This is a genomic window from Geobacter sp. (assembly GCF_027327745.1).
Taxonomy (GTDB): domain Bacteria; phylum Desulfobacterota; class Desulfuromonadia; order Geobacterales; family Geobacteraceae; genus Geobacter.
Map to the genome: position 1 here is coordinate 1 of NZ_DAHVYG010000070.1, position 20,795 is coordinate 20,795.

Genomic DNA, 20,795 nt, shown 5'->3' on the forward strand with positions numbered 1-20,795 from the left:
AATTTACGAAAATGCCCTCTTTTAGTCAATTTACCGACACACTCCCTCTCTTCACATCTCCCCTTCCCATGTGCTTCCGCGAATTGTTCCGGCCGTGCATTAACAGGATTGACTGAGCCGTAAAGAACCGATAGATTCGAAAAAGGAAATGGACATCCAGCGTTGGCAGCAGGCGAGATAACGGCGATGAATATTACCTCCCCGGAAACACCGAAAACGTACTACGCGTCACCGCGCCGTGCCGGCATGGAGGAAGTCTCCGCAACTCATCGGCGCATCCTCTCGGACGCAACGTTGCAGTCCCTGATCGACGCACTGCCGGACTACGTGCTGGTTCTCAACCGCGAACGGCAAGTGGTGTCGGCCAATACCCGCCTGCTGGACGCGTTCGGCTTCAACAACATCGGCCAGATCCTTGCCGAGCGCTCCGGCGAAGCCCTTGGCTGCATCTTCTCGACCGTTGGTCCGGATGGTTGCGGCACTTCCAGCCACTGTTCGGTCTGCGGTACCCTCCTTTCGATCCTCGAATGCCAGGAACGCAAGGTTCAGAGCTGCCATGAGTGCCATCTCTCCCTGGCGCGCGACGGCGGGACCTCCCTCGACCTGGAGGTTACCGCCGCCCCGGCCACGGTCGACGGCATCCCCCTGACCGTCTGCATCCTTCGCGACATCAGCGACCAGAAGCGCCGCAGCATCCTTGAACGGGTCTTTTTCCATGATGTGGTCAATACTGCCGGAGGAATCCACGGCATCGCCTCCATGCTGGTGGAGAACGCCGAGTTGTCGCCCGAAAAGGAGCGGCAGTACAAGGAGTGGATGGTCCTCCTCTCGAACCGTCTCATCGACGAGATCAACCATCAACGGAAACTTCTGGCGGCGGAAAGAGGGGAATTCATTCCCGAGGTGGGTATTGTCGACGTGCCCGGTCTGATGCGGGAGATGCACGCCCTGTATGCCAGTCACGACATCGCCGCGGGACGCAACCTCGTTCTGGGGACGATTGTTCCGGCCCTGATAGAGAGCGATGGGGCAATCCTTCGCCGGATTCTCGGCAACCTGGTCAAGAACGCCCTGGAGGCGTCAGACCGGGGCGAAACGGTTACCCTGTCAAGCATGGACGACGGCGACACGATCACCTTCGCGGTCCACAACGCGGGGGAGATGCCTTCGGAAGTCCAGTTGCAGATATTTCAGCGCTCGTTCAGCACAAAAAGCAGCACCGGGCGCGGCATTGGAACCTACAGCGTGCGGCTGTTCGGAGAACGGTACCTCAAGGGGAAGGTCTCCTTCACAAGCAGGGAGCCGGAGGGAACCACCTTCCGCATCACCATCCCCAAACTCTTTTCCCAGCACGACCACTAACCGGTAGTCACCCCTTCGCCAGCTTCCCCTCCAGCGCCCTGAAATAGGCATCACGACACCAGTTCTCAACCTCGACCATCGACCGGAAGGCATCGCCAAAGCCGCGCTCCCCGACCGTGAAGACCCCATGGCCATAGACCACCGCCTTGCGGGGCCCCGCGATCACAGGCGGAACCCGTTTCGCAAGCCCCCCCGCCCCGATCTCCCCCGCCACCACCGGCGTATCGCCCAGAAAGCGGACCCTGTCGCAGTCCTTCCAGCAGTCGGTGACCGTGCAATTTCGCTCGGCGCACTCCATGCTCATCACCACGGCGAATTTGGGATGGCCGTGCAGGATGGTCGAAGCGCCTGACTGCTCGTAGATGCGGCGATGCGCCAGCAGTTCGCTCGACGCGGTGATGCCGAAGGTTGACGAATTGTCCGTCGGCACCGGGTCGATGCAGCCATCGAGGGCATCGAGGCTCGCCGCGGTCTGGGAGATGTAGATGACCCCGCCGGACTTGCAGGAGATGTTGCCGAAAAACGAATCCACCAGCCCCCGCTCCACCGTGTAGCGGCCGACGGCGGCGATCTCGTCCAGTATCTCGCCGGGGTCGGTCAGGGGCCCTTCCCTGAAGACGAGCCCCTCGGCAGTCAGGGGACGGAGCCACCCTCTCCTGAAGGCGTCAAAGGCCTCCGCCTCTCCCGGAAGGAGGAAACCGCCGTGAAGGACGTCTTGCAGATACTTGACGAAGGCGGAGTGGAAGATAGAAGACCAGTTGATGTACGCCTGCTCCACCGTGAGAGCGCCGCTGGCGACAATCCCGGTCCCCTCGACGATGATCCCCTTGCGGTTGCCGAGAAGCCGCGCGATTTTCGCGGCGGGATCATCTCCCAGCGCGCCGCGCCGCAGAAACGGGATGTCATGGAGAAAGGTGCGCGTCTCCGTGTCGCGGGGAACGATGTGGGACTCATCCCGGGGCGTCCGGGCCACGAGGAAGTCGGCGAAGGGGAGCGCAGGACGCGCCACCGCCATCCCGAGACAGGAGAGCCGGGAGAGGAGCTCGCCGGCGAGCCGAGCCAGCTCCGGGTTGCCGTCGGCAACGATGATATCGTCCTGGGCAGCGAAGGCGATCTCCCGCGGATGGGCCGAGTGGTCGGCGATGAGCTTGTTCGTAAATCTGGCGATCTGGCCAAGCATATACTTACCCGATTACCGTCTCACATGTTTTGATTGCACATCAAGTGTTCTTTCCGGCATTTCATAAACCCCAATAGATTGAACCGCAGAGGACCAGGAGGTAAAGACGTGGCTTCCTCTGTGACCCTCTGTGCCCCCCGTGGTTAACGGCTTTTTTACGGTTGATTCAGCAAGAAGTCCGGATCGTCAAACGTCCCTTCTGTGGTAAGCCCCCGGATGCGGTAGTACTTCTGCAGCTCCTCGGCAAACCGCGTTCGATCGACGGGGGGAATCTCGATCCCCTCGCCACTGGAACCCGGTTCCGCAAAGAAGCGCTCAGGAAGAAGATCGTCCTTCATGCCGAAGCCGTTGGTGCAGTTGTAGAAGCGCTCGGTGAGACAGATCCGTCGGCCGATCTCCTTCAGCGACTGAGGGGAGTAGTCGACGCCGGTGGTGGCGGCGAGGAGCTCGGCATATTCCTCCAGGGTCGCCCCGAAAAAGGAGAACTTGCATGCCACCAGTGAGTCGACCGCGGCGTTGGTATCCTCGGCGATGGCGATGATCCGCGCCTTTCCCGAGAAGGAGAAGCGGTCGGTGGGGACGGGCTTTCTCAGGATCTCGTGGGAAATGGGGTAGGCCCGCAGGTGGCAGCCGCCCCGGTTGCTCGTGCAGTAGGCGAGCGCCATGCCGTAGGCGCCGCGCGGGTCGTAGGCGGGAAGCTCCAGCCCCTTGACGCTCATGGAGAGCTCGGGCCGCCCCAGGCGCTCCGCAACCCGGCACGAACCGAGGGCCAGCAGCTCCCCCTCCCCGACGCGCATTGCCGTGTCGCGCAAAAGCCCCGGCACTTCGTCGGCGGTGGGAAACCTCCCCCGTGCCTCCCCCCAGGCGGAGAGGGTTGCGGCAGCCGAGATGGTATCCAGGCCGAGCTCGTTGCAGAGAGTGTTGGACCTGACGATGGAGGCAAGGGAGGCGATGCCGTTCAACGCCCCGAAGTGGGAGACCGTTTCGTACTCCGGAAGGGGCTCACCCTCGGGAGTGCTCTTCTTGCACTGGATGGGACAGCCGTAGCAGCCGTCCTTCCGGGCGTTGTAATCACGGCGGATGGCGGGCCCGGAATAGTTTCCCGACGCCTCGAAGACCGTCCGGCGGAAGTTTTCGGTGGGGACCATCCGCCGCTGGCGCATGAGATCCACAAGCGCCGGGGTGCCGTATTCGGAGATGCCGAGTTCGCCGAAGATGATGGGCGAGGCCCTGAAGAGCCGCATCACGTCCTGCCGGGCGACGTCGAAGCGCTGGGGATCGGCGATCCCCGTCTGCCGGTCGCCGCTGGCGACGACCGCCTTGAGGTTCTTGGCCCCCATAACCGCGCCAAGCCCCCCGCGACCGACCGAGTTCCCCTCCCCCATCATGATGTTGGCGAAGAGGACCCCTTTTTCGCCGGCGGGTCCGATGGCAGCCACGCTGCCGCGCCCGGAAAGGGCCGAGACCGTATCGGGCACCGTTCGTCCCCAGAGCTGCGGCACCTCGACGATTTCGGCCCCATCGGGAGAGATGACCAGCGCGACCGGGACCGCGCTCCTACCCGTAACCACCACGGCATCGAGCCCAGCCCCCTTCAGGCGCCAGGCAAAACGGCCGCCGGCCGAGCAGTCGTAGATGGTGCCGGTAAGCGGTGAACGGGTGACCACTGTGAGACGTGCCGCGGTGGGAGCCGGTGTGCCGCAGAGGGGGCCGACGGAAAAGATCAGGGGGATCTCCGCATCGAAGGGATTGAGCCGGAAATGGTCCCGCATGAACCGCACCCCGAGCCCACGCCCCCCCAGGTAGGCGTGGAGAAGATCCCGGGGTATCGCATCGCGCCACGATTTCCGTGCGGACAAGTCGACCCGGAGTACGGTTTCCGTCCACCCCAAAGTCTTCACGCTTGACACCATATACTTACCTTCTTATCCGGCAATAACGCCGATATGCAGCAGATCGGCTACGCTGTCAACCCGGTAGTCGGCCCCGGCCAGCTCGGAGGGCTCTCCGTACCCCCACGTGCAGCCGACCGTGACAACACCGGCGCCTTGACCCGCCGCGATGTCGTTGATGCTGTCGCCGACCATCACCGCCCGCTCCGGCCCGACGCCGAAATCCGCCAGCAGTTTCATCACCGGCTCGGGGGAAGGCTTGCGAAAGGGTAGCGAGTCGGCACCCAGCACTTCCTCGAACAGGTGACCCACGCCGAGAATCGACAGAACCTCACGGCAAAGGGAGACATTCTTGTTGGAAATTACGGCAAGCCGCCTGCCGCGGGAAAGAAGCGTGTCGAGAATCTCGCGGACGCCTGGGTAAAGCCGCGTCTTGTCGGCAATATGGGCGTAATTGTAGGCAATGAAGAGTTCGAGCCCCCGCTCGATCTCGCCCGGAGGTGCCCCCGGCAGTGCCCGCTCCACGAGCCGGCGCGCCCCCTGCCCCACGAGCAGGCGCACCTCGGATTCCGACAGCGCCCCCCTGCCGCAGGAAGCGAGCATCTGGTTCGTGGCGTCGGTCAGGTCGGCAAGGGAATCGATCAACGTTCCGTCAAGGTCGAAGATGATAAGTTCTGCGGAATTGGGCACGCCGTTACTCCGGAGAGTTGATTAATCGCTTAACTATAACGGGACTGCCAAGCAGGTCGCAAGAAAAAAGCCTGCCCGCTCAGGCGGACAGGCCGGCCACCACGCCATGGGGTCGGAGTCAGTATTCCTTCAGGTTGCTGAACTCACCCCACGCCAGATAGGTCTGGGGCGTTTCGACAAATGCATAGATATTCTCGATGATGCTCAGATGACGCTTCTCCTCCTCGATCAGCGCCTGCAGGAGGTTCCGCGTTCTCTCGTCTTCTGCCTTCCCGAGAAGCTCTTCATAGAACCTGACACTATCTTCCTCTTCCTTGACGACGTGCTGGTAACCGTCCTCATCTCCTTTCAGTCCGGCGATCACGTCCCGCTTGTCGAGCAAGGGGCGAAAGGCGCATGCCGCTTCCTTCAGAGCCTTGAATTCTCCCCCTTCTGAAGAAGGATCTTCCTTCATCTTCATCAGCGAGTCGTAATGTTCCGTTTCCGCCGCCGCGAGCATGCCGAACAGATTTTTAAGCTCCGGCACCGGGGCCGCCTCGGCCAGTTGTTCGTAATGAGCCTTTGCATCCTGTTCCATTTTCAGCGCACAGTCGAAGATGTTCATACTTCTCCCTCCCTTCCCTGGAATTTCGCGCTTTTCATCTCTTGTATAAAAAGTATAGCACAAATGGGGAATTCCCGGGCAGAGCAGCGGCGCCCGCGGCGGCGCATCCGATGGAAACGGCATGAAAAAAGGCGCCGTTTCCGGCGCCTTCCGATTCATTCTCCGGACTTCCTACTCCCACTCGATGGTGGCAGGGGGCTTGCTGGATATGTCGTACACCACGCGATTGACCCCCTTCACCTCGTTGATGATCCGGCTGCTGATCCGGGCCATATCATCATAGGGCAACGGATACCAGCCGGCGGTCATGAAGTCCTTGGTCTCCACCGCCCGCAGCGCCACGACGTACTCGTAGGTGCGCCCGTCCCCCATGACGCCGACGCTCTTCACCGGCAGGAAGACGGCAAAGGCCTGGCTGATCTTGTCGTAGTGGCCGGCGGCATAGAGCTCCTCTATATAGATCGCATCGGCCCGGCGCAGGATGTCGGCGTACTTCTTCCGCACCTCGCCCAGGATCCGCACGCCGAGCCCCGGGCCCGGGAACGGATGGCGCCAGACCATCTGGTGCGGCAGCCCCAGCTCCTCGCCGATGGCCCGCACCTCGTCCTTGAACAGCTCCCGGAGGGGCTCCAGGAGCTTCAGCGTCATGTACTCGGGAAGACCGCCGACATTGTGGTGGCTCTTGATGTTGTGGGCCTTGCCGGTCTTGGCGCCTGCCGACTCGATGACGTCGGGGTAGATGGTCCCCTGGGCGAGCCACCTCGCGTCTTCGATCTTCGCCGACTCCTCCTCGAAGATCTCCACGAAGAGGTTCCCGATGATCTTGCGTTTCTTCTCCGGATCGGCCTCACCGGCCAGGGCCGAGAGAAACCGCTCCTCGGCATCCACCCGGATCACCTTCACCCCCAGGTTTTCGGCAAAGGTCGCCATCACCTGGTCCCCCTCGCCGAGGCGAAGAAGCCCGTTGTCGACGAAGACGCAGGTGAGCTGATCGCCGATGGCGCGGTGGATGAGGGCCGCCGCCACCGACGAGTCCACCCCGCCGGAGAGGCCGAGGATCACCCGGTCGCTCCCCACCTGGCTCCGGATCCGCTCCACGGCGTCCTCGATGATCTGGCCGGGGGTCCATCTGCCGGTGCAGCCGCAGACCTTCCGCACAAAGGTGTCGATCAGCAGTTCCCCCCGGGGGGTATGGTTCACCTCGGGGTGGAACTGCACGCCGTAAAGGCGGCGGGCTACATCCTGGATGGCGCAGACCGGGGCATTGGCGGTCTCCGCCACCACCTCGAACCCGGCAGGGACCCGGGAGACGTGGTCGCCGTGGCTCATCCAGACCGGGCTCTTCCCCTCGACGAAGAAGCCGTCGAAGAGGGGACCGGGCAGACCGCATGCCAGAAGTTCCGCGTGGCCGAACTCCCGCTTGCCGGCCGGCACCACCTCGCCGCCGAAGTGGCGGCTCATGAGCTGCATCCCGTAGCAGATCCCGAGCACCGGGACCCCCAGCTCGAAGAGCTCCTCGGTCACCGACGGCGCCCCTTCCTCGTAGACTGACTTGGGGCCGCCGGAGAGGATGATTCCCGAAGGTGCGAAGGCGCGGATCGCCGCCAGATCCATGTCGAAGGGGTGGAGCTCGCAGTAGACGTGGGCCTCGCGCACCCGCCGGGCGATGAGCTGGGTGTACTGGGAACCGAAGTCGAGAATGAGAATCTTTTCGCTATGGATGTCGATGTTCATCGGACATTTTCGACCCGGTAGTTCGGGGCCTCCTTGGTGATCATGACGTCATGGACGTGGGACTCCTTGAGCCCCGCCCCGGTGATGCGGATGAAGCGCCCCTTCTCCTGGAGTTCCCTGATGCTGTGGCTGCCGGTGTACCCCATGCCGGCCCTCAAGCCCCCCATGAGCTGGTGGACGTTGGCCCCCAGCGGTCCCCGCAGCGGCACCATCCCCTCGATCCCCTCGGGAACGAGCTTCACTTCGCTCTCCACGTCGCTCTGGAAATAGCGGTCCTTGCTCCCCTGCTTCATGGCGCCGATGGAGCCCATGCCGCGGTAGCTCTTGTAGGCCCGCCCCTGATAGAGGATGGTGTCGCCCGGCGACTCCTCGGTGCCGGCGAAGAGGGAACCGATCATGATGACGTCGGCCCCGGCGGCCACCGCCTTGGTGACGTCACCCGAGTACTTCACGCCGCCGTCGGCGATGAGGGGGATGTCGTACTTGCGGGCTACCTTCGCGCACTGGGCAATGGCGCTGATCTGGGGTACCCCCACCCCGGCCACGACGCGGGTGGTGCAGATGGAGCCGGGACCGATCCCGACCTTGATGGCATCGACTCCGGCCTTGATGAGGGCCTCGGCAGCCTCGGCGGTGGCGATGTTGCCGGCGATCAGGTCTATCCCCGGGAAATTCGCCTTGGCGGTCCTGATGGCGTCGAGAACTCCCTGGGAGTGCCCGTGGGCCGTATCGACCACGATCACGTCGACACCCGCCTTGACGAGGGCGTCGACCCGGGCCTCCATGTCGCCGGTGGGGCCTACGGCGGCACCGACCCGCAGGCGCCCGAGGGCATCCTTGCAGGCGTTGGGATACTTCCTCACCTTCTCGATGTCCTTGATGGTGATGAGCCCCTTCAGGTTCTTGTCCCCATCCACCACGAGGAGTTTCTCGACCCGGGTATTCTTCAAGTGCTCCTTCGCCTCTTCGAGGGTGGTGCCTACCGGCACGGTGACGAGGCGTCTCTTGGTCATGCGGGCGGAAATGGGAAGATCGAGATTCGTTTCAAAGCGAAGGTCCCGATTGGTAAGGATGCCGACCAGCTTCCCCTTCGAGTTGGTGATCGGGACACCGGAGATCCGGTACTTCTCCATCATGGCAAGAGCCTCGTGGATCTTCTGGGTGGGGCGCATGGTGATCGGATCCACGATCATCCCCGACTCGCTCTTCTTGACCTTGTCCACCTCCATCGCCTGCTCCTCGACGGTGAGGTTCTTGTGGATGATGCCGAGCCCCCCCTCTCGCGCCATGCAAATGGCGGTGCGGGCCTCGGTGACCGTATCCATGGCGGCCGAGACGAGCGGGATGTTGAGGTGGATGTTCTTCGTAAGGCGTGTGGTGAGGTTTACGTCGCGCGGGAGGATCTGGGAGTGGGCGGGAACAAGGAGGACATCGTCGAAGGTCAGCCCTTCCGGAATCGTTTCATCTAGCATCACGGACTCCTTTGTGAATAACTCTCAAAATATTAACCGGAAAGACTAACGGAGGGGGGATACAGAGTCAAGCTAAAAGGAATTAAAGTCGGTTACTCGTAACCGTGACCCGTGACCGTCAAAACCAGGGATGATGTCAAACCGTCGCAAATCACCGCGGGATGAAGTCTCCCGCCATCCCCGGCAGCGCTGCGACGATGAGCCGGACGGCATTCTCCAGATCGGAGAGGGAGAGGAGTTCCACCGGTGTATGCATGTAGCGGAGGGGAATCTTTACCAGGGCGGTGGCGACGCCGCCACGGGAGATCTGCATCACGTTGGCGTCAGTGCCGGAGGCACGGGGGATGCCGGTGTACTGCACCGGAATCCCTTCGCGCCCGGCGGTCGATGAAAGCAGATCGAAAAGGGGATGGTTGATGTTCGCCCCCCGGGGCAGGATCGGCCCCTGCCCCAGCTTCACCTCGCCGTTGTGCTTCTTCTCCACGTCAGGCTGATCGGTGGCGAAGTCGACCTCCACGCAGATGCCGACGTCGGGATTGACGCTGTAGGCGCTGGTGGTGCCACCCCGCAGGCCGATCTCCTCCTGCACCGAGGAGACGCCATAGAGGTCGACCGGGAGCTTCGCACCCGCCTGGGCCACCGTCCGGAGCACCTCGGCCACCACGAAGCTTCCCGCCTTGTCGTCGAAGGCCCGCGATGCTACCCGGTCGCCCAGGAGACGCTCCAGGCCGTCGGCAAAGGTCACGGCATCACCGACCCGGACAAGCTCCTGAACCTCCTTCTTATTGACCGCGCCGATGTCGATGTACTGGGCATCGAGCCGGACCACCTTCTTCCGGTCCTCTTCCTCCATGAGGTGGATCGGCTTCTTGCCAATGACACCGGCAATCTCCCCTTGTGCCGTATGGACGCGAACCCGCTTGCCGGGGGTGAGATGGGCGTCGACGCCGCCGATGGCGGCAAAGTAGATGAAACCGTTGTCGTCGACGTACTTCACCTGGAAGCCGACCTCGTCCGAGTGCCCCACGAGCATCACCCTTGGCACCCCCTCGCCGTCCCCCGGGATCCGGCCGATGACGTTCCCCATCACGTCGGTCGTCACCTCGGCGAAGGGCGAGATGTATTCGCGGAAGATCCGCTGGGCAGGCTGTTCGTATCCGGACGGACTCGGCGCCTCGACGAGACGCGTGAGGAAATCGAGAGATTCTGGCCGCATGGATGCCCCCCTCCTGGGACGTGTGCCGGCGCTTGGCGATGGACCAGGCACCTTATTACCTTATTACATCGGGTACTTGCCGAGATCGGCCGGATCGAGGTTTTCCAGGAAATCGACGAAACGGCGCTCGTCAAGCTTCGTGAACCGTCCTTCCGGCTCGTCAGAGACAACGGGAGAATTCTCGAGGAGGCAACTGGCGACCATGACCGGCAGGGAGTGCTTGAGGGCGAGGACGAGGGCCTCTGAGGTGCGGACCCCGAGCTTTACCATCTCCCCGCCAAGCTCCAGGTTGACCGATGCAGTGACGAGCCCGTCCTTCATGTCGTCGATGGCAATTTCGGCCACCTCGGTTCCGAGATAATCGAGCAGCGCCGCCAGGAGGTCTTTCCGGTCACTCTTGGCAGAGGCGTCATTCCTGATCAGCTCGGCCACCATGTACAGGGCGTCCGTGCTGTTGAGCCACAGGGGAAGCGTGCTCTCCTCATCGGCATCCTTGAGGATGACGACCGGCATCTGGGCGATCGAATCGAGGGCGAAACCGTAAATGGACATCTTCACATAGGAGGGGCGACCGTCGGTGGTACCCTTTGCCCCGGCAGTGTCAGTCATGGACCCGTTCCCCCAAGAGTGAATTCTGGTAACCGAAGGTGATCGCCACCTCCGCGATTTCCCCCACAAGCGCCGGATCGGCTGGGAAATTCACAACCCTGTTACCGTCGGTGCGTCCGAAGAGCTGGTCTCCCCGCTTGCTCACCCCTTCAACGAGAACCTTCTGGCGCGTGCCGACGAAACTCTCGTTGCGACGGCGCGTCATGACCCGCAGCAGCTCCTGCAGGCGGTCGAAACGCTGCTGTTTCTCTTTACGCGGGATGGCGCCGGAAAGCTCGGCGGCCTTCGTCCCGGGGCGCTCCGAGTAGATGAAGGTAAAGAGATCGGCGTAGTCCACCTCCTCCACCAGGGAGAGGGTCTGCTCGAAATCCTCCTCCGTCTCGCCGGGAAAGCCGACGATGATGTCCCCCGTGATCTGGATCCCGGGGCGAGCCCTCTTCAGGTCGGAAACCATCCCGAGATACTGCCGCCGGGTGTACCCACGGTTCATCCGCGCAAGGACCGCGTCGCTCCCCGCCTGGGCCGGCAGGTGAATGTGTCCGCACAGCTTCGGGAGCTCCGCGAAACAGGCGATGAGCTCCCGCGAGATATCCTTCGGGTGGGAGGTGGTGAAGCGGATCCGCTCCAGACCGTCGATGGCGGCAATCCGGCGCAGCAGCTCCGCAAAGGAAATCTCACCATCCGCATTGAGCCCGTAGGAGTTGACATTCTGGCCGAGGAGCGTCACCTCCTTCACACCGGCGGCAACGGCACTGCAGATCTCCGCGAAGATATCGGAGGAGCGGCGGCTGACCTCCCGGCCGCGCACGTATGGAACGATGCAATAGGAGCAGAAATTGTCGCACCCTTGCATTACGGTCACAAAGCGGGTGATGCCGCCATCGGCCTCCCCCCCGGGGAAGAGGTCGAGCCGGGTATCGCTGTCGATGAACTGGACCTCGGCGCGCCGCTCCCCATGCTCGGCAGCCCGCACCATTTCCGGCAGGAGATGAAGATTGTGGGTACCGAAGACCAGGTCCAGCCACGGCACCTTCTTCAGAAGCCGCTCCCCCTCCTGCTGGGCGACACAGCCGCCGACGCCGAGCAGCAGCCCTTTCTTTTCCCGCTTCATCCCCTTGAAGCTGCCGAGATGTCCGTAGACCTTCTCCTCCGCCTTCGCCCGGACGCTGCAGGTATTGAGGATGATCAGGTCCGCCCGGGACGAATCGTCGGTTGATGTATAGCCGAGCCCCTTCAGAAGCGATGCGATCTTTTCGGAATCGCTCACGTTCATCTGGCAGCCGAAGGTTTCGATGTAGAGCAGTTTCTCGTTTGTCACCGTAATTTTTTCCCCTTGATAATCCGTTTGATACTACGGGATTTGCGCGCAATGCGTCAACTGCGATTTGCGCCTATCTCCCCGTCCCCAGCGACTGCGTCAAAAAACCGTATCGGCCCGCCAAAAAACGTCAATCTATAGAGATAATTGACACTTCGAATATTCGTATCCACATATTTTCGAATAGTTACGAATCGGCACACCAGTTGCTTCATTCATATACATGAATGCATTGCGCGCCGCTGATGTGGCGACACGAGAAAAGGGCCGTCATCAAGGAGGTGATCGGTCAAGGGCGACTGCCGGCTCTTTTCCCGCATCGGCGGACATTTCAGCAGCACAGAAACAGTACAAGAAAGGAGAAGACATGAAACGCACCACCCGCAAAATCCTCACCGGGGCGGTACTCCTCGGCCTCTGCCAGCCCCTGGCAGCGCTTGCGGCCGATCAGGAGCTGCAGAAGAAGGTCGATTCCCTGGAGAAGGAGCTGGAGGGCCTGAAGCAGCAGATGAAGGACGCGGACCGCAAGGTGGACAGGGTCGAAGGCAAGTCCCTCAGCAAATGGCTGACCATCGGCGGCGACTACCGGTTCCGGGTCGACTCGCTGCGGGGCAAGACCGCTGCGTATACGGACGTCAATGGCACCTTCACCAACGCTCAGAACGCGTTGCAAGCCGACTTTTTCGCCAATCCTTCCACGGCTGCCGGCTCCTCCACCTACTTCGGCGCCGCGCCCTTCAATATGTCGACTGCTGGCGCGCTTACGGCTCTTTCGCAATTCCAGCAAAGCATGAACGCTGCCACGACTTACAGCCAGGCGGCAGCTTTCATGACAAACCCGATGAATGCCGGTCTCGTGCAGGGACTGGGGCAGTTTGCCGCTCAGGTTCCGTCTTTCAAGCCGAAGAATGACACCCTCTACACCAACCGCTTCGGCCTTGACCTCCATGCCAAGGCGACCCAGGACGTGACGGTCAATGTCCGGCTCCTCGCCTACAAGACCTTCGGCTCCCAGGATGATTCGGCCGTGACCAACGGCGGAAGCACCCCGTTCTTTGCCGACCGGGTCGGGGTCTTCGACGGCACCCTCGGCCACATCCCATCGTCGGGCTTCCTCGACGTGGACCGCGCCTACGCCACCTGGTCCAACATCGCCGACCAGCCGATCTGGTTCTCCGGTCGGCCGCCGCCCCTCCACCGGCGGAGCACCGTCCAACCTGCGCCTCAACAACGAACGTCCCGGCAACGGCGGCACCCCGGCGCTGCTGGTCGACTACGCCTTTGACGGGATGACCCTCGGCTGGGCCCCGGACATCGAGGCGCTTCCCGGTGCCTACGCCAAGGTCTGTTACGGCCGCGGCTATGAGAACGGCTTCGTCGGCAACTCCCTCGCCGCCTCCAACAGCCTGAAAGACACCGACATGCTCGGCGTCGCCATCGTTCCGGTCGACACCGATCCGCTGCGGGTCTGGCTGCAATGGAACCGGGGCTTCAACATCTTCGACTTCCCGGTCATGAACAACACGGCATTCGGCAATACCGCCCCGTCGGTTGATCTCGGCGACATCGACTGGTACGGCGCCGGCGCCATGAGCACCCTGAAGGACATCGGTCCGGGCAAGCTGAACTTCTTCGGCGACTTAGGCGTCAGCATCACCCACCCCAACAACAACGTTTCCGCCAATGCCGGCTTCCAGGGACTTCTGACCGGCGGTTTCTTCCAGCCCGAGGCACCGAGCGACAAGACCGGCTGGGCTGCCTATGTCGGCGCCCGCTACGACTACACGCCGACCAATACCAAGCTCGGCTTCGAGTACAACCACGGCTCCAAGAACTGGATCACCTTCGCCCCCGCAGCCGACGACATGTGGACCTCCAAGCTGGGGACCCGCGGCAACGTCTATGAAGGCTACCTGATCCAGGAGCTGAACCTGAAGCCGATCTCCTCCTACCTGAGCAAGGTCTTCTTCCGCCTCGGCTACCAGTACTACGACTTCGAGTACACCGGCAGCAACAACTGGGTCGGCGCACCGGTGAAGATCGCCGACATCAAGCAGTCCGACATGCTTCTGCTGACCCCGGTAAAATATGCACAGGATATCTATGCAACATTCGAGGTACACTTCTAGCATTGACGAAGGAAGCCGCCCTTGAGTGGCACAGTTCGAAGGACACCCATTGACCAACGGTGGGGGGATCTCCCCCCGCCATCAGTACAAGGCCACGGTCTTAAGACCGACATCCGGCCGACAGAAAAGGAGCAGAACAATGAAAAAAGCAGTCTCCGTCGTCATGGCACTCACCCTCATGGCCCTCGGCACCGTTTCGTTCTCCCGCGTAGCCCACGCAGAAGAAGTGAAGATGATCGGGGTCATCCAGAAAATCGATCTGGCCGCCGGCGGCAAGTCGGCCACCGCCACCCTGAAGGACAACAAGTCCAGTAAGAACGTCGTCATTTCCATTACCGACGATCTGACCCTCGACAAGTTTAAGGACCACCGCATCGTGGAAGGGGACGAAATCCGCTGCAAGTTTGAGACTGAGGGCGGGAAAAATCACAGCAAACTTTTCCGCAAAACCGCCGGCTGCTGAGGGAACACCGCCGGATATCGGATGCTATGACCTGCAGCCTCCAGACCCGAGGCTGCAATTTTCTTGCTGCAATTATATGCTTATATGAATTATTAGTTGAACCTAAACTTCACTCTGAACACACATCAAACGCGAGGTAGAGATGAAAACAACAGCCACACTAGCCGTGATTTCGCTGTCGATGTTGACGGCGATAGCAGTAAGCGCCGCAGAGCATCCGGGGAAAGAGTACATCGAAAAAAACGGGTACAAAGGCCCGGAAACCTGTGAGACCTGTCACCCCGACACGGCCAGGAAGTTTCTCGATACCGTTCACTGGAAACACGCCTCCAAGGTGACGAACGTCGACAACCTGGACCCGAAAGAAGAGTACGGGATGAAGAACCGTATCTACACCATGTGCAACGGCAACGACATCGTCAACAACCTGAAGGAAATCCCCAAGAACGCGGAAGGGAAAACCAAGTTTACGGGGTGCAACACCTGCCACCCCGGCAACCACCTCTCCGATGTAGGGAGTACGGGGAAGAAGGCGGAACAGGCCATCGACTGCCTCGTCTGCCATTCTGGCAGCTACGACTTCCGTCAGCGCAAGCCTTCCAAGGATGAGCAGGGGCGGATCGTCATGGGGCAGGACCGCAGCACCAAGGCGGCCCTCAGCATTACCAAACCGACCGTGAAAAACTGCATGGTCTGTCACGAGTCGGCCGGCGGCGGGGTATTGGTGAAGCGCGGCTTTGCCTTCACCGCTGACACCGATGTGCATGCCGCCAAAGGGATGACCTGCGTCGACTGCCATAAGACCAGGGACCACAAGATCCCGACCGGTTTCGATCCGAACAACTGGGCCAACGACGGCGTTCATTTAAGCTGCGTCGGCTGTCACACCGAGAAGCCCCACAAGGATGAAGCATACAACCGTCACACGGCGCGCATCGCCTGTCAGACCTGCCACATCCCCAGGACCGGCGGCGCCGTAGCCAAGGATTTCACCAAGTGGGAGAAGGGTTCCGACGGCTTCTATGAACCGACCACCCTCAAGAAAGAAGCGAACGAAACCGTGCCAGTCTATGCATGGTACAACAAGACGGTCAGCAACACCCCCCACTTCATCGGCCCCAAGGGGAGCCGCAAGGACAAGTCGAGCAAGATCTATCCGTTCAAGATTTTTATCGGCAAGGCCTTTTACAATCAGAAAGACGGCAAGCTAATGTCGATGGATTTTGCCCCCCCCATGGCGACCGGCGACACCCTTGCCGGCGTAGCCTCCGCCGCCAAGACGCTGGGAATCAAGGATTACAAACCGGTCCCCGGCTGGCAGACGATCTATTTCGGCAGCAATCACCTGATAACCAAGAGCAAGGCGCTGAACTGCGTCAATTGCCACGGCGTCAACGGCGTGCTCAACTTCAAGGCCCTTGGCTACTCGGACAAGGAGATCAGCAAGCTGACCAATCCGGAGATCTACTTCAACTTTATGATCAAGAAGCAGCAAGAAGATTGGTAACACCCGCAGTAACCTCCTTCCTGCAATCAGGGGGTGGGACTTCCCACCCCCTCTTTTTTCTCCCACGCCGCCCCGTCCTCGGGTATTTTTTTATTGACAGCAAGGCACCCCGGTGATATTTATTTCACTTTCGATAATCACTTCAATCACCATAGACACATACGCAACGGAGGTGCAGTTTGGCTCATCACAAGTCGGCCCTTAAGAGAATCAAGCAAAACAAGAAGAAGTGCCTGAGAAACAAACATATCCGCTCTACCCTGCGGACTTTCATAAAGCGTGTACGCGAGGCTGTAGAGGCTAAAGACGCCACCCTTGCCAAGGAAGCTCTCCAGGCAGCCATACCGGTCATCGACAAGGCAGCCTCCAAGGGGATCATCCACAGCTCCAACGCGTCGCGCAACGTTTCCCGCCTCTCCAAGCTCGTAAACACCCTCGGCTGACAGGAAGCTCGCACACAACAAGAAAAGGGGCACCTCCCGTGGTGCCCCTTTTCTTGTTTCCACCCGCAGCAGCCCTGTCGGCAAGCGCCCTTTAGCGCCCTCCGCAGATATCCATGACTAGTCGCTCCATCGTCAGGGCCGGCTTTCGCTCCCCCCCCTTGAGGGCCAGATCGGACTTGTAGAGCGCTTCGAAAACAGCCGCAAGCTCCCTGACGGTGAATTTGCGCGCCTGTTCCACCACCCCCTTGAGAAAGTAGGGATTGATCCCGGTTGCCCTGGCAATATCCGGAGGTGACACCTTCTGCGCCAAGAGCTCCCGGACGCGCCAGAGCTGGCGAAAATGGCGGGCGATCATGGCCAGGAGCATGAGCGGCGCCTCTCCATCGCGCAGGATTGTCGAGAGACTGCGGAGCGACCTGGCCAGGTCGCGCTCGCCGAGCGCGTTGGCAAGATCGAAGACACTCTCCACCCTGGTGTCGGAGACCACCTCGCGAACATCCCCCACCGTCACCGTATCGCGGGAACCGACGAACGTGGTGACCTTCCCGAGCTGCGCGGCAAGCTCGCTCAGATTGTTCCCGGCGAGATACACGAGCATCTCGGCGGCCGCCGGCTCGATGCGTTTCCCCAGCCCCCGCGCCTCTTCCCGAATGAAGTTGCCAAGCTGATTCTCGTAGGGGCGCTTGCATTCCACAAGCTCTCCCCGCTTCTTCAGTTCCAGGAAAAACTTTTTCCTCTGATCGATCTTCTCCCCCACGAAAACGAGGCAGGTTCCTGGCGACGGGTCGGTGATGCAGGGGGTGAGGGTCTCCAAGGCGGCGGCAGAGAGCTCCCCTGCCCGCTTGACGAGGACCAGCCGGCGGTCGGCGAACATCGGCAGGGTCTGGGCCGCCATGGCGATTTCGTCTCCCTTGCATTCATTGCCGTGAAAGACATCGAGATTGAAGTCCCTGAAATCCGGCGCAACCACAAGCTCCTGGAGACGCTTTACCGCCCGTTCCATGAGATAGGGCTCATCACCATAGAAATAATAAAGGGGGGCAATTTCCCCCCGTGCGGATGCCTTGTCGAATTCTTCGACTTTCATGGTTCAGAAATCCTCGACGACGTGCATGAATACGTCGCGCGCAAGCTTGCGGCAGATCTCCCTGATGGCGGTATCCTCGCTGTTTTGTTGCAGCACGAGATCATCGTTGGCGGGAAAGTCCTGCGTTGCCGCCAGGGTCCCCTTCCAGAGGACCCGGCCGGTTTCCCGCTTTCTGATGATGACTTCGGTCGTCATGGTGGCGCGGTACTCCTTGACCGTATCGGCTGCGGTATAGGAAACCGCCGTCGTCCCGTAGGAGAGAATCGTCCCCTCGATGACGGTTTCCCCCCCCGACTCGACGACGGAGCCCCCTTCCCGCCTGACGAATTCGTCCACCAGGAGATCGGCCACTTTCGCCTCGATATTGGGGCGGTAGCTCTTGTTGGCAAAGATGGCTATCTCCACCGTCTTGCCGGCGAGTTCCTGGTTCACCTTCGCAACATGATAGCCGCAACCGGAGATGAGCATCGCGCAAAGCGCCGTCGGCAACCATGCGCGCATCGTACGCACCTTCACCGTTTTACCCCCGCCACTACCCGACCACGATATTGAAAAGCTTTCCCGGGACGTAGATCGCCTTCCGGATCTGCTTTCCGTCAAGCCACGGCTTTACTTTATCGTCGGCGAAGGCCGCTGCCTTAACCTCCTCCTCCGAGGCTGCGGCAGGGACCGTAACCTTCCCCCGCAGCTTGCCGTTCACCTGAACGACAACCAGGAGCTCCTCCTCGACGCAGGCAGCCTCGTCCCACACCGGCCACCCCGCCGCCTCGATCCCCCCTCGATGCCCGAGGGACTCCCAAAGCTCATCGGCCATGTGGGGGACAAAGGGAGCAAGCAGGAGAACTACGCTCTCCACCGCCTCCTGCAGGACAGCGGCATTCTCGGGCACATTTTTCGGCTCGAAGGAATAGAGGGCGTTCACCAGCTCCATGACCGCGGCAATGGCGGTGTTGAAATGGAACCGCTCATCCACGTCGTCCGTCACCTTGCGGATGGTTTTGTGGACCACCCGGCGCAGCACCTTTGCATCGGCGGTGAGGGCTGTCGCATCAACGGGACCGGCCGCCGCGATCAGGGGGAGCGTCTCATACACCAGACGCCAGACACGGGAGAGGAAGCGGTAGCTTCCCTCCACCCCCTGGTCGCTCCAGTCGAGGTCCTTTTCCGGCGGAGCGGCGAAGAGGGAGAAGAGTCTGGCCGTGTCGGCACCGTAGCGGTCAATCAGGGCGTCGGGGTCGACGACGTTTCCCTTTGACTTGCTCATCTTGGCGCCATCCTTGATGACCATTCCCTGGGTGAGGAGATTCCGGAACGGCTCGTCGACATCGACATAGCCGAGGTCGCGGAGGGCCTTGGTGAAGAAGCGGGCGTAGAGGAGATGGAGCACCGCGTGCTCGATGCCACCGATGTACTGGTCCACCGGCATCCAGTACTCGGCCCGGGCCTTGTCGAGGGGGGCTGCGGCAAAATCGGGGGAGCAGTAGCGGAGGAAATACCACGACGACTGGACGAAGGTGTCCATGGTGTCGGTCTCGCGCCGGGCCTCCGCCCCGCACTGCGGACAGGAGACGTTGACGAAGGAAGGGACCTTCGCCAGGGGGTTCCCCCCCTCGCCGGTAAACTCGGCATCCATCGGCAGGACCACCGGCAGATCCTTCTCCGGCACCGGCACCACGCCGCAGATGTCGCAGTTGATGACCGGGATCGGGTTCCCCCAGTAACGCTGGCGTGAAATTCCCCAGTCGCGGAGACGGTAATTGACGGTTTTGGTGCCGATCCTCTCCTTCTGCAGATAGTCGGCGATTTTCTCCTTGGCCTCATCGCTCCGGAGCTGGTCGAAGGGACCGGAATTGACCATGACCCCGGCCTCGGTGTAAGCGGCAGTCATGGTCGCGGGGTCGAGGGTTTCGCCTTCGGGCTGGATCACCACCTGGAGCGGGAGATCGTACTTGTGGGCGAATTCAAAGTCGCGCTGGTCGTGGGTCGGCACCGCCATGACCGCCCCGGTCCCGTAGTCGAGGAGGACGAAATTCGCCAGATAGATCGGCATCTTGCGGTTAGTCACGGGGTTGATGCAGTAGCTGCCGGTGAAGACCCCCTCCTTCTCGAAATCCTCGGCGGTCCGTTTCACCTTGTCGGTCTTCTTCACCTTCTCGATGAACGCCTCCACTTCAGCGCGCCGCTCGGGGGTGGTGAGCTGCAGCGCCAGCGGGTGCTCGGGAGCAAGGGACATGAATGTGGCGCCATACAGGGTGTCCTGGCGGGTGGTGAAGACGGTTATCTTCTCAAGTTTCCCCTCCACGGGAAAATCGATCTCGCAGCCGAAGCTCTTGCCGATCCAGTTCCGCTGCATGACCAGAACCCGCTCGGGCCAACCGGGAAGATGATAGGTCTGCTCCAGCAGCTCCTCGGCGTACTGGGTGATGCGGAAGAACCACTGCTCCAGCTCCTTCTGAACCACCTCGCTGTCGCAGCGCCAGCAGGCACCGTCTTCGACCTGCTCGTTGGCGAGCACCGTCTCGCAGGCGGGGCACCAGTTCACAAAGGAGCTCTTCTTGTAGACCAGCCCCTTTTCGTACATTTCGAGGAATATCTTCTGTTCCCACTTGTAGTAGTCGAGGTCGCAGGTTGCCAGCTCCCGGTCCCAGTCGTAGGAGAGCCCCATCTTCTTGAGCTGGCTCCGCATGTAGGCGATGTTCTCGTAGGTCCATTTTGCGGGATGGCTCTTGTTCTTGATCGCGGCATTCTCGGCCGGCATGCCGAAGGCGTCCCACCCCATGGGGTGCAGGACGTTGAAGCCCCGCATCCGCTTGTAGCGGGCGACCACATCGCCAATGGAATAGTTGCGGACGTGCCCCATGTGGATTCGGCCCGAGGGATAGGGAAACATCTCCAGGAGGTAATACTTCGGCTTCGCCGGGTCCTCGCCCACCTTGTAGACCTTCCCCTCGTCCCAGATCCTCTGCCACTTCCCCTCCACGTTCCTGGGGATGTACTTTTCTTCCACGGGTAACCTCCGCACCACAACATACTCGGTATTTACAGAAAGTTCTGTTATTAGCACAAAAAAACCGGCCATGCAAACTGTT

General features: G+C 61.2%; 16 protein-coding genes and 1 pseudogene. 5 read left to right on the forward strand and 12 right to left on the reverse strand.

Annotated features, from left to right (window positions below):
• Positions 1-186 precede the first annotated feature (186 nt).
• Positions 187-1,362 carry a PAS domain-containing sensor histidine kinase gene (locus tag M6689_RS13010; protein ID WP_298272480.1) on the forward strand — a complete coding sequence of 392 codons (1,176 nt, stop codon included), beginning with the start codon at positions 187-189 and terminating at the stop codon, positions 1,360-1,362.
• Between the two features lie 7 nt (positions 1,363-1,369).
• Here M6689_RS13010 and M6689_RS13015 read toward each other — a convergent pair whose 3' ends face one another.
• From M6689_RS13015 to miaB, 9 genes are all read right to left on the reverse strand, one after another.
• A complete protein-coding gene (locus tag M6689_RS13015) occupies positions 1,370-2,542 on the reverse strand; it encodes a class II aldolase/adducin family protein (protein ID WP_298272482.1) in 1,173 nt (390 codons plus the stop codon).
• 155 nt (positions 2,543-2,697) lie between these two features.
• On the reverse strand, positions 2,698-4,455 hold the full coding sequence (locus M6689_RS13020; protein WP_298272485.1) for an aldehyde ferredoxin oxidoreductase family protein: 1,758 nt from the start codon (positions 4,453-4,455) through the stop codon (positions 2,698-2,700).
• A 12-nt stretch (positions 4,456-4,467) separates the two neighbouring features.
• A complete protein-coding gene (locus M6689_RS13025; RefSeq protein ID WP_298272487.1) occupies positions 4,468-5,124 on the reverse strand; it encodes an HAD-IA family hydrolase in 657 nt (218 codons plus the stop codon).
• A gap of 118 nt (positions 5,125-5,242) precedes the next feature.
• Positions 5,243-5,887, reverse strand: a complete 645-nt coding sequence (locus tag M6689_RS13030; RefSeq protein ID WP_298272490.1) for a ferritin family protein — start codon at positions 5,885-5,887, stop codon at positions 5,243-5,245.
• Between the two features lie 12 nt (positions 5,888-5,899).
• The gene (gene guaA / locus M6689_RS13035; protein WP_298272492.1) at positions 5,900-7,462 is read right to left on the reverse strand and encodes a glutamine-hydrolyzing GMP synthase; all 1,563 of its coding nucleotides are present in this window, start codon (positions 7,460-7,462) and stop codon (positions 5,900-5,902) included.
• Positions 7,459-8,934: an IMP dehydrogenase gene (gene guaB / locus M6689_RS13040; protein ID WP_298272494.1), complete on the reverse strand. Its 1,476-nt coding sequence runs from the start codon at positions 8,932-8,934 to the stop codon at positions 7,459-7,461. The genes guaA and guaB overlap by 4 nt, the downstream gene beginning before the upstream one ends.
• A 151-nt stretch (positions 8,935-9,085) precedes the next feature.
• Complete coding sequence (locus tag M6689_RS13045; protein ID WP_298272496.1) at positions 9,086-10,150, reverse strand: M42 family metallopeptidase; 1,065 nt, start codon at positions 10,148-10,150, stop codon at positions 9,086-9,088.
• A 63-nt stretch (positions 10,151-10,213) separates the two neighbouring features.
• The gene (locus M6689_RS13050) at positions 10,214-10,759 is read right to left on the reverse strand and encodes a bifunctional nuclease domain-containing protein (protein WP_298272498.1); all 546 of its coding nucleotides are present in this window, start codon (positions 10,757-10,759) and stop codon (positions 10,214-10,216) included.
• Positions 10,752-12,077, reverse strand: coding sequence for a tRNA (N6-isopentenyl adenosine(37)-C2)-methylthiotransferase MiaB (miaB, locus tag M6689_RS13055; RefSeq protein WP_298272500.1), 1,326 nt, complete (start codon positions 12,075-12,077; stop codon positions 10,752-10,754). Before miaB ends, M6689_RS13050 begins: the two co-directional genes overlap by 8 nt.
• A gap of 367 nt (positions 12,078-12,444) precedes the next feature.
• Here miaB and M6689_RS13060 point away from each other — a divergent pair.
• The 4 genes and pseudogenes from M6689_RS13060 to rpsT all read left to right on the forward strand — a co-directional run bounded on the left by M6689_RS13060 (position 12,445) and on the right by rpsT (position 16,619).
• Positions 12,445-14,206: pseudogene (locus M6689_RS13060) on the forward strand (DUF3373 family protein).
• A 139-nt stretch (positions 14,207-14,345) separates the two neighbouring features.
• On the forward strand, positions 14,346-14,669 hold the full coding sequence (locus M6689_RS13065) for a hypothetical protein (RefSeq protein ID WP_298272502.1): 324 nt from the start codon (positions 14,346-14,348) through the stop codon (positions 14,667-14,669).
• Positions 14,670-14,811: 142 nt separating this feature from the next.
• Complete coding sequence (locus M6689_RS13070; protein WP_298272503.1) at positions 14,812-16,176, forward strand: cytochrome C; 1,365 nt, start codon at positions 14,812-14,814, stop codon at positions 16,174-16,176.
• Between the two features lie 179 nt (positions 16,177-16,355).
• The gene (gene rpsT, locus M6689_RS13075; protein WP_298272505.1) at positions 16,356-16,619 is read left to right on the forward strand and encodes a 30S ribosomal protein S20; all 264 of its coding nucleotides are present in this window, start codon (positions 16,356-16,358) and stop codon (positions 16,617-16,619) included.
• Positions 16,620-16,710: 91 nt separating this feature from the next.
• Here rpsT and holA read toward each other — a convergent pair whose 3' ends face one another.
• The 3 genes from holA to leuS are packed head-to-tail and all read right to left on the reverse strand — an operon-like array spanning position 16,711 to position 20,713.
• Positions 16,711-17,706, reverse strand: coding sequence for a DNA polymerase III subunit delta (gene holA / locus M6689_RS13080; RefSeq protein WP_298272507.1), 996 nt, complete (start codon positions 17,704-17,706; stop codon positions 16,711-16,713).
• 3 nt (positions 17,707-17,709) lie between these two features.
• Complete coding sequence (locus tag M6689_RS13085) at positions 17,710-18,207, reverse strand: LptE family protein (protein WP_298272509.1); 498 nt, start codon at positions 18,205-18,207, stop codon at positions 17,710-17,712.
• A 31-nt stretch (positions 18,208-18,238) separates the two neighbouring features.
• Positions 18,239-20,713, reverse strand: coding sequence for a leucine--tRNA ligase (leuS, locus tag M6689_RS13090; RefSeq protein WP_298272511.1), 2,475 nt, complete (start codon positions 20,711-20,713; stop codon positions 18,239-18,241).
• Positions 20,714-20,795: the final 82 nt, after the last annotated feature.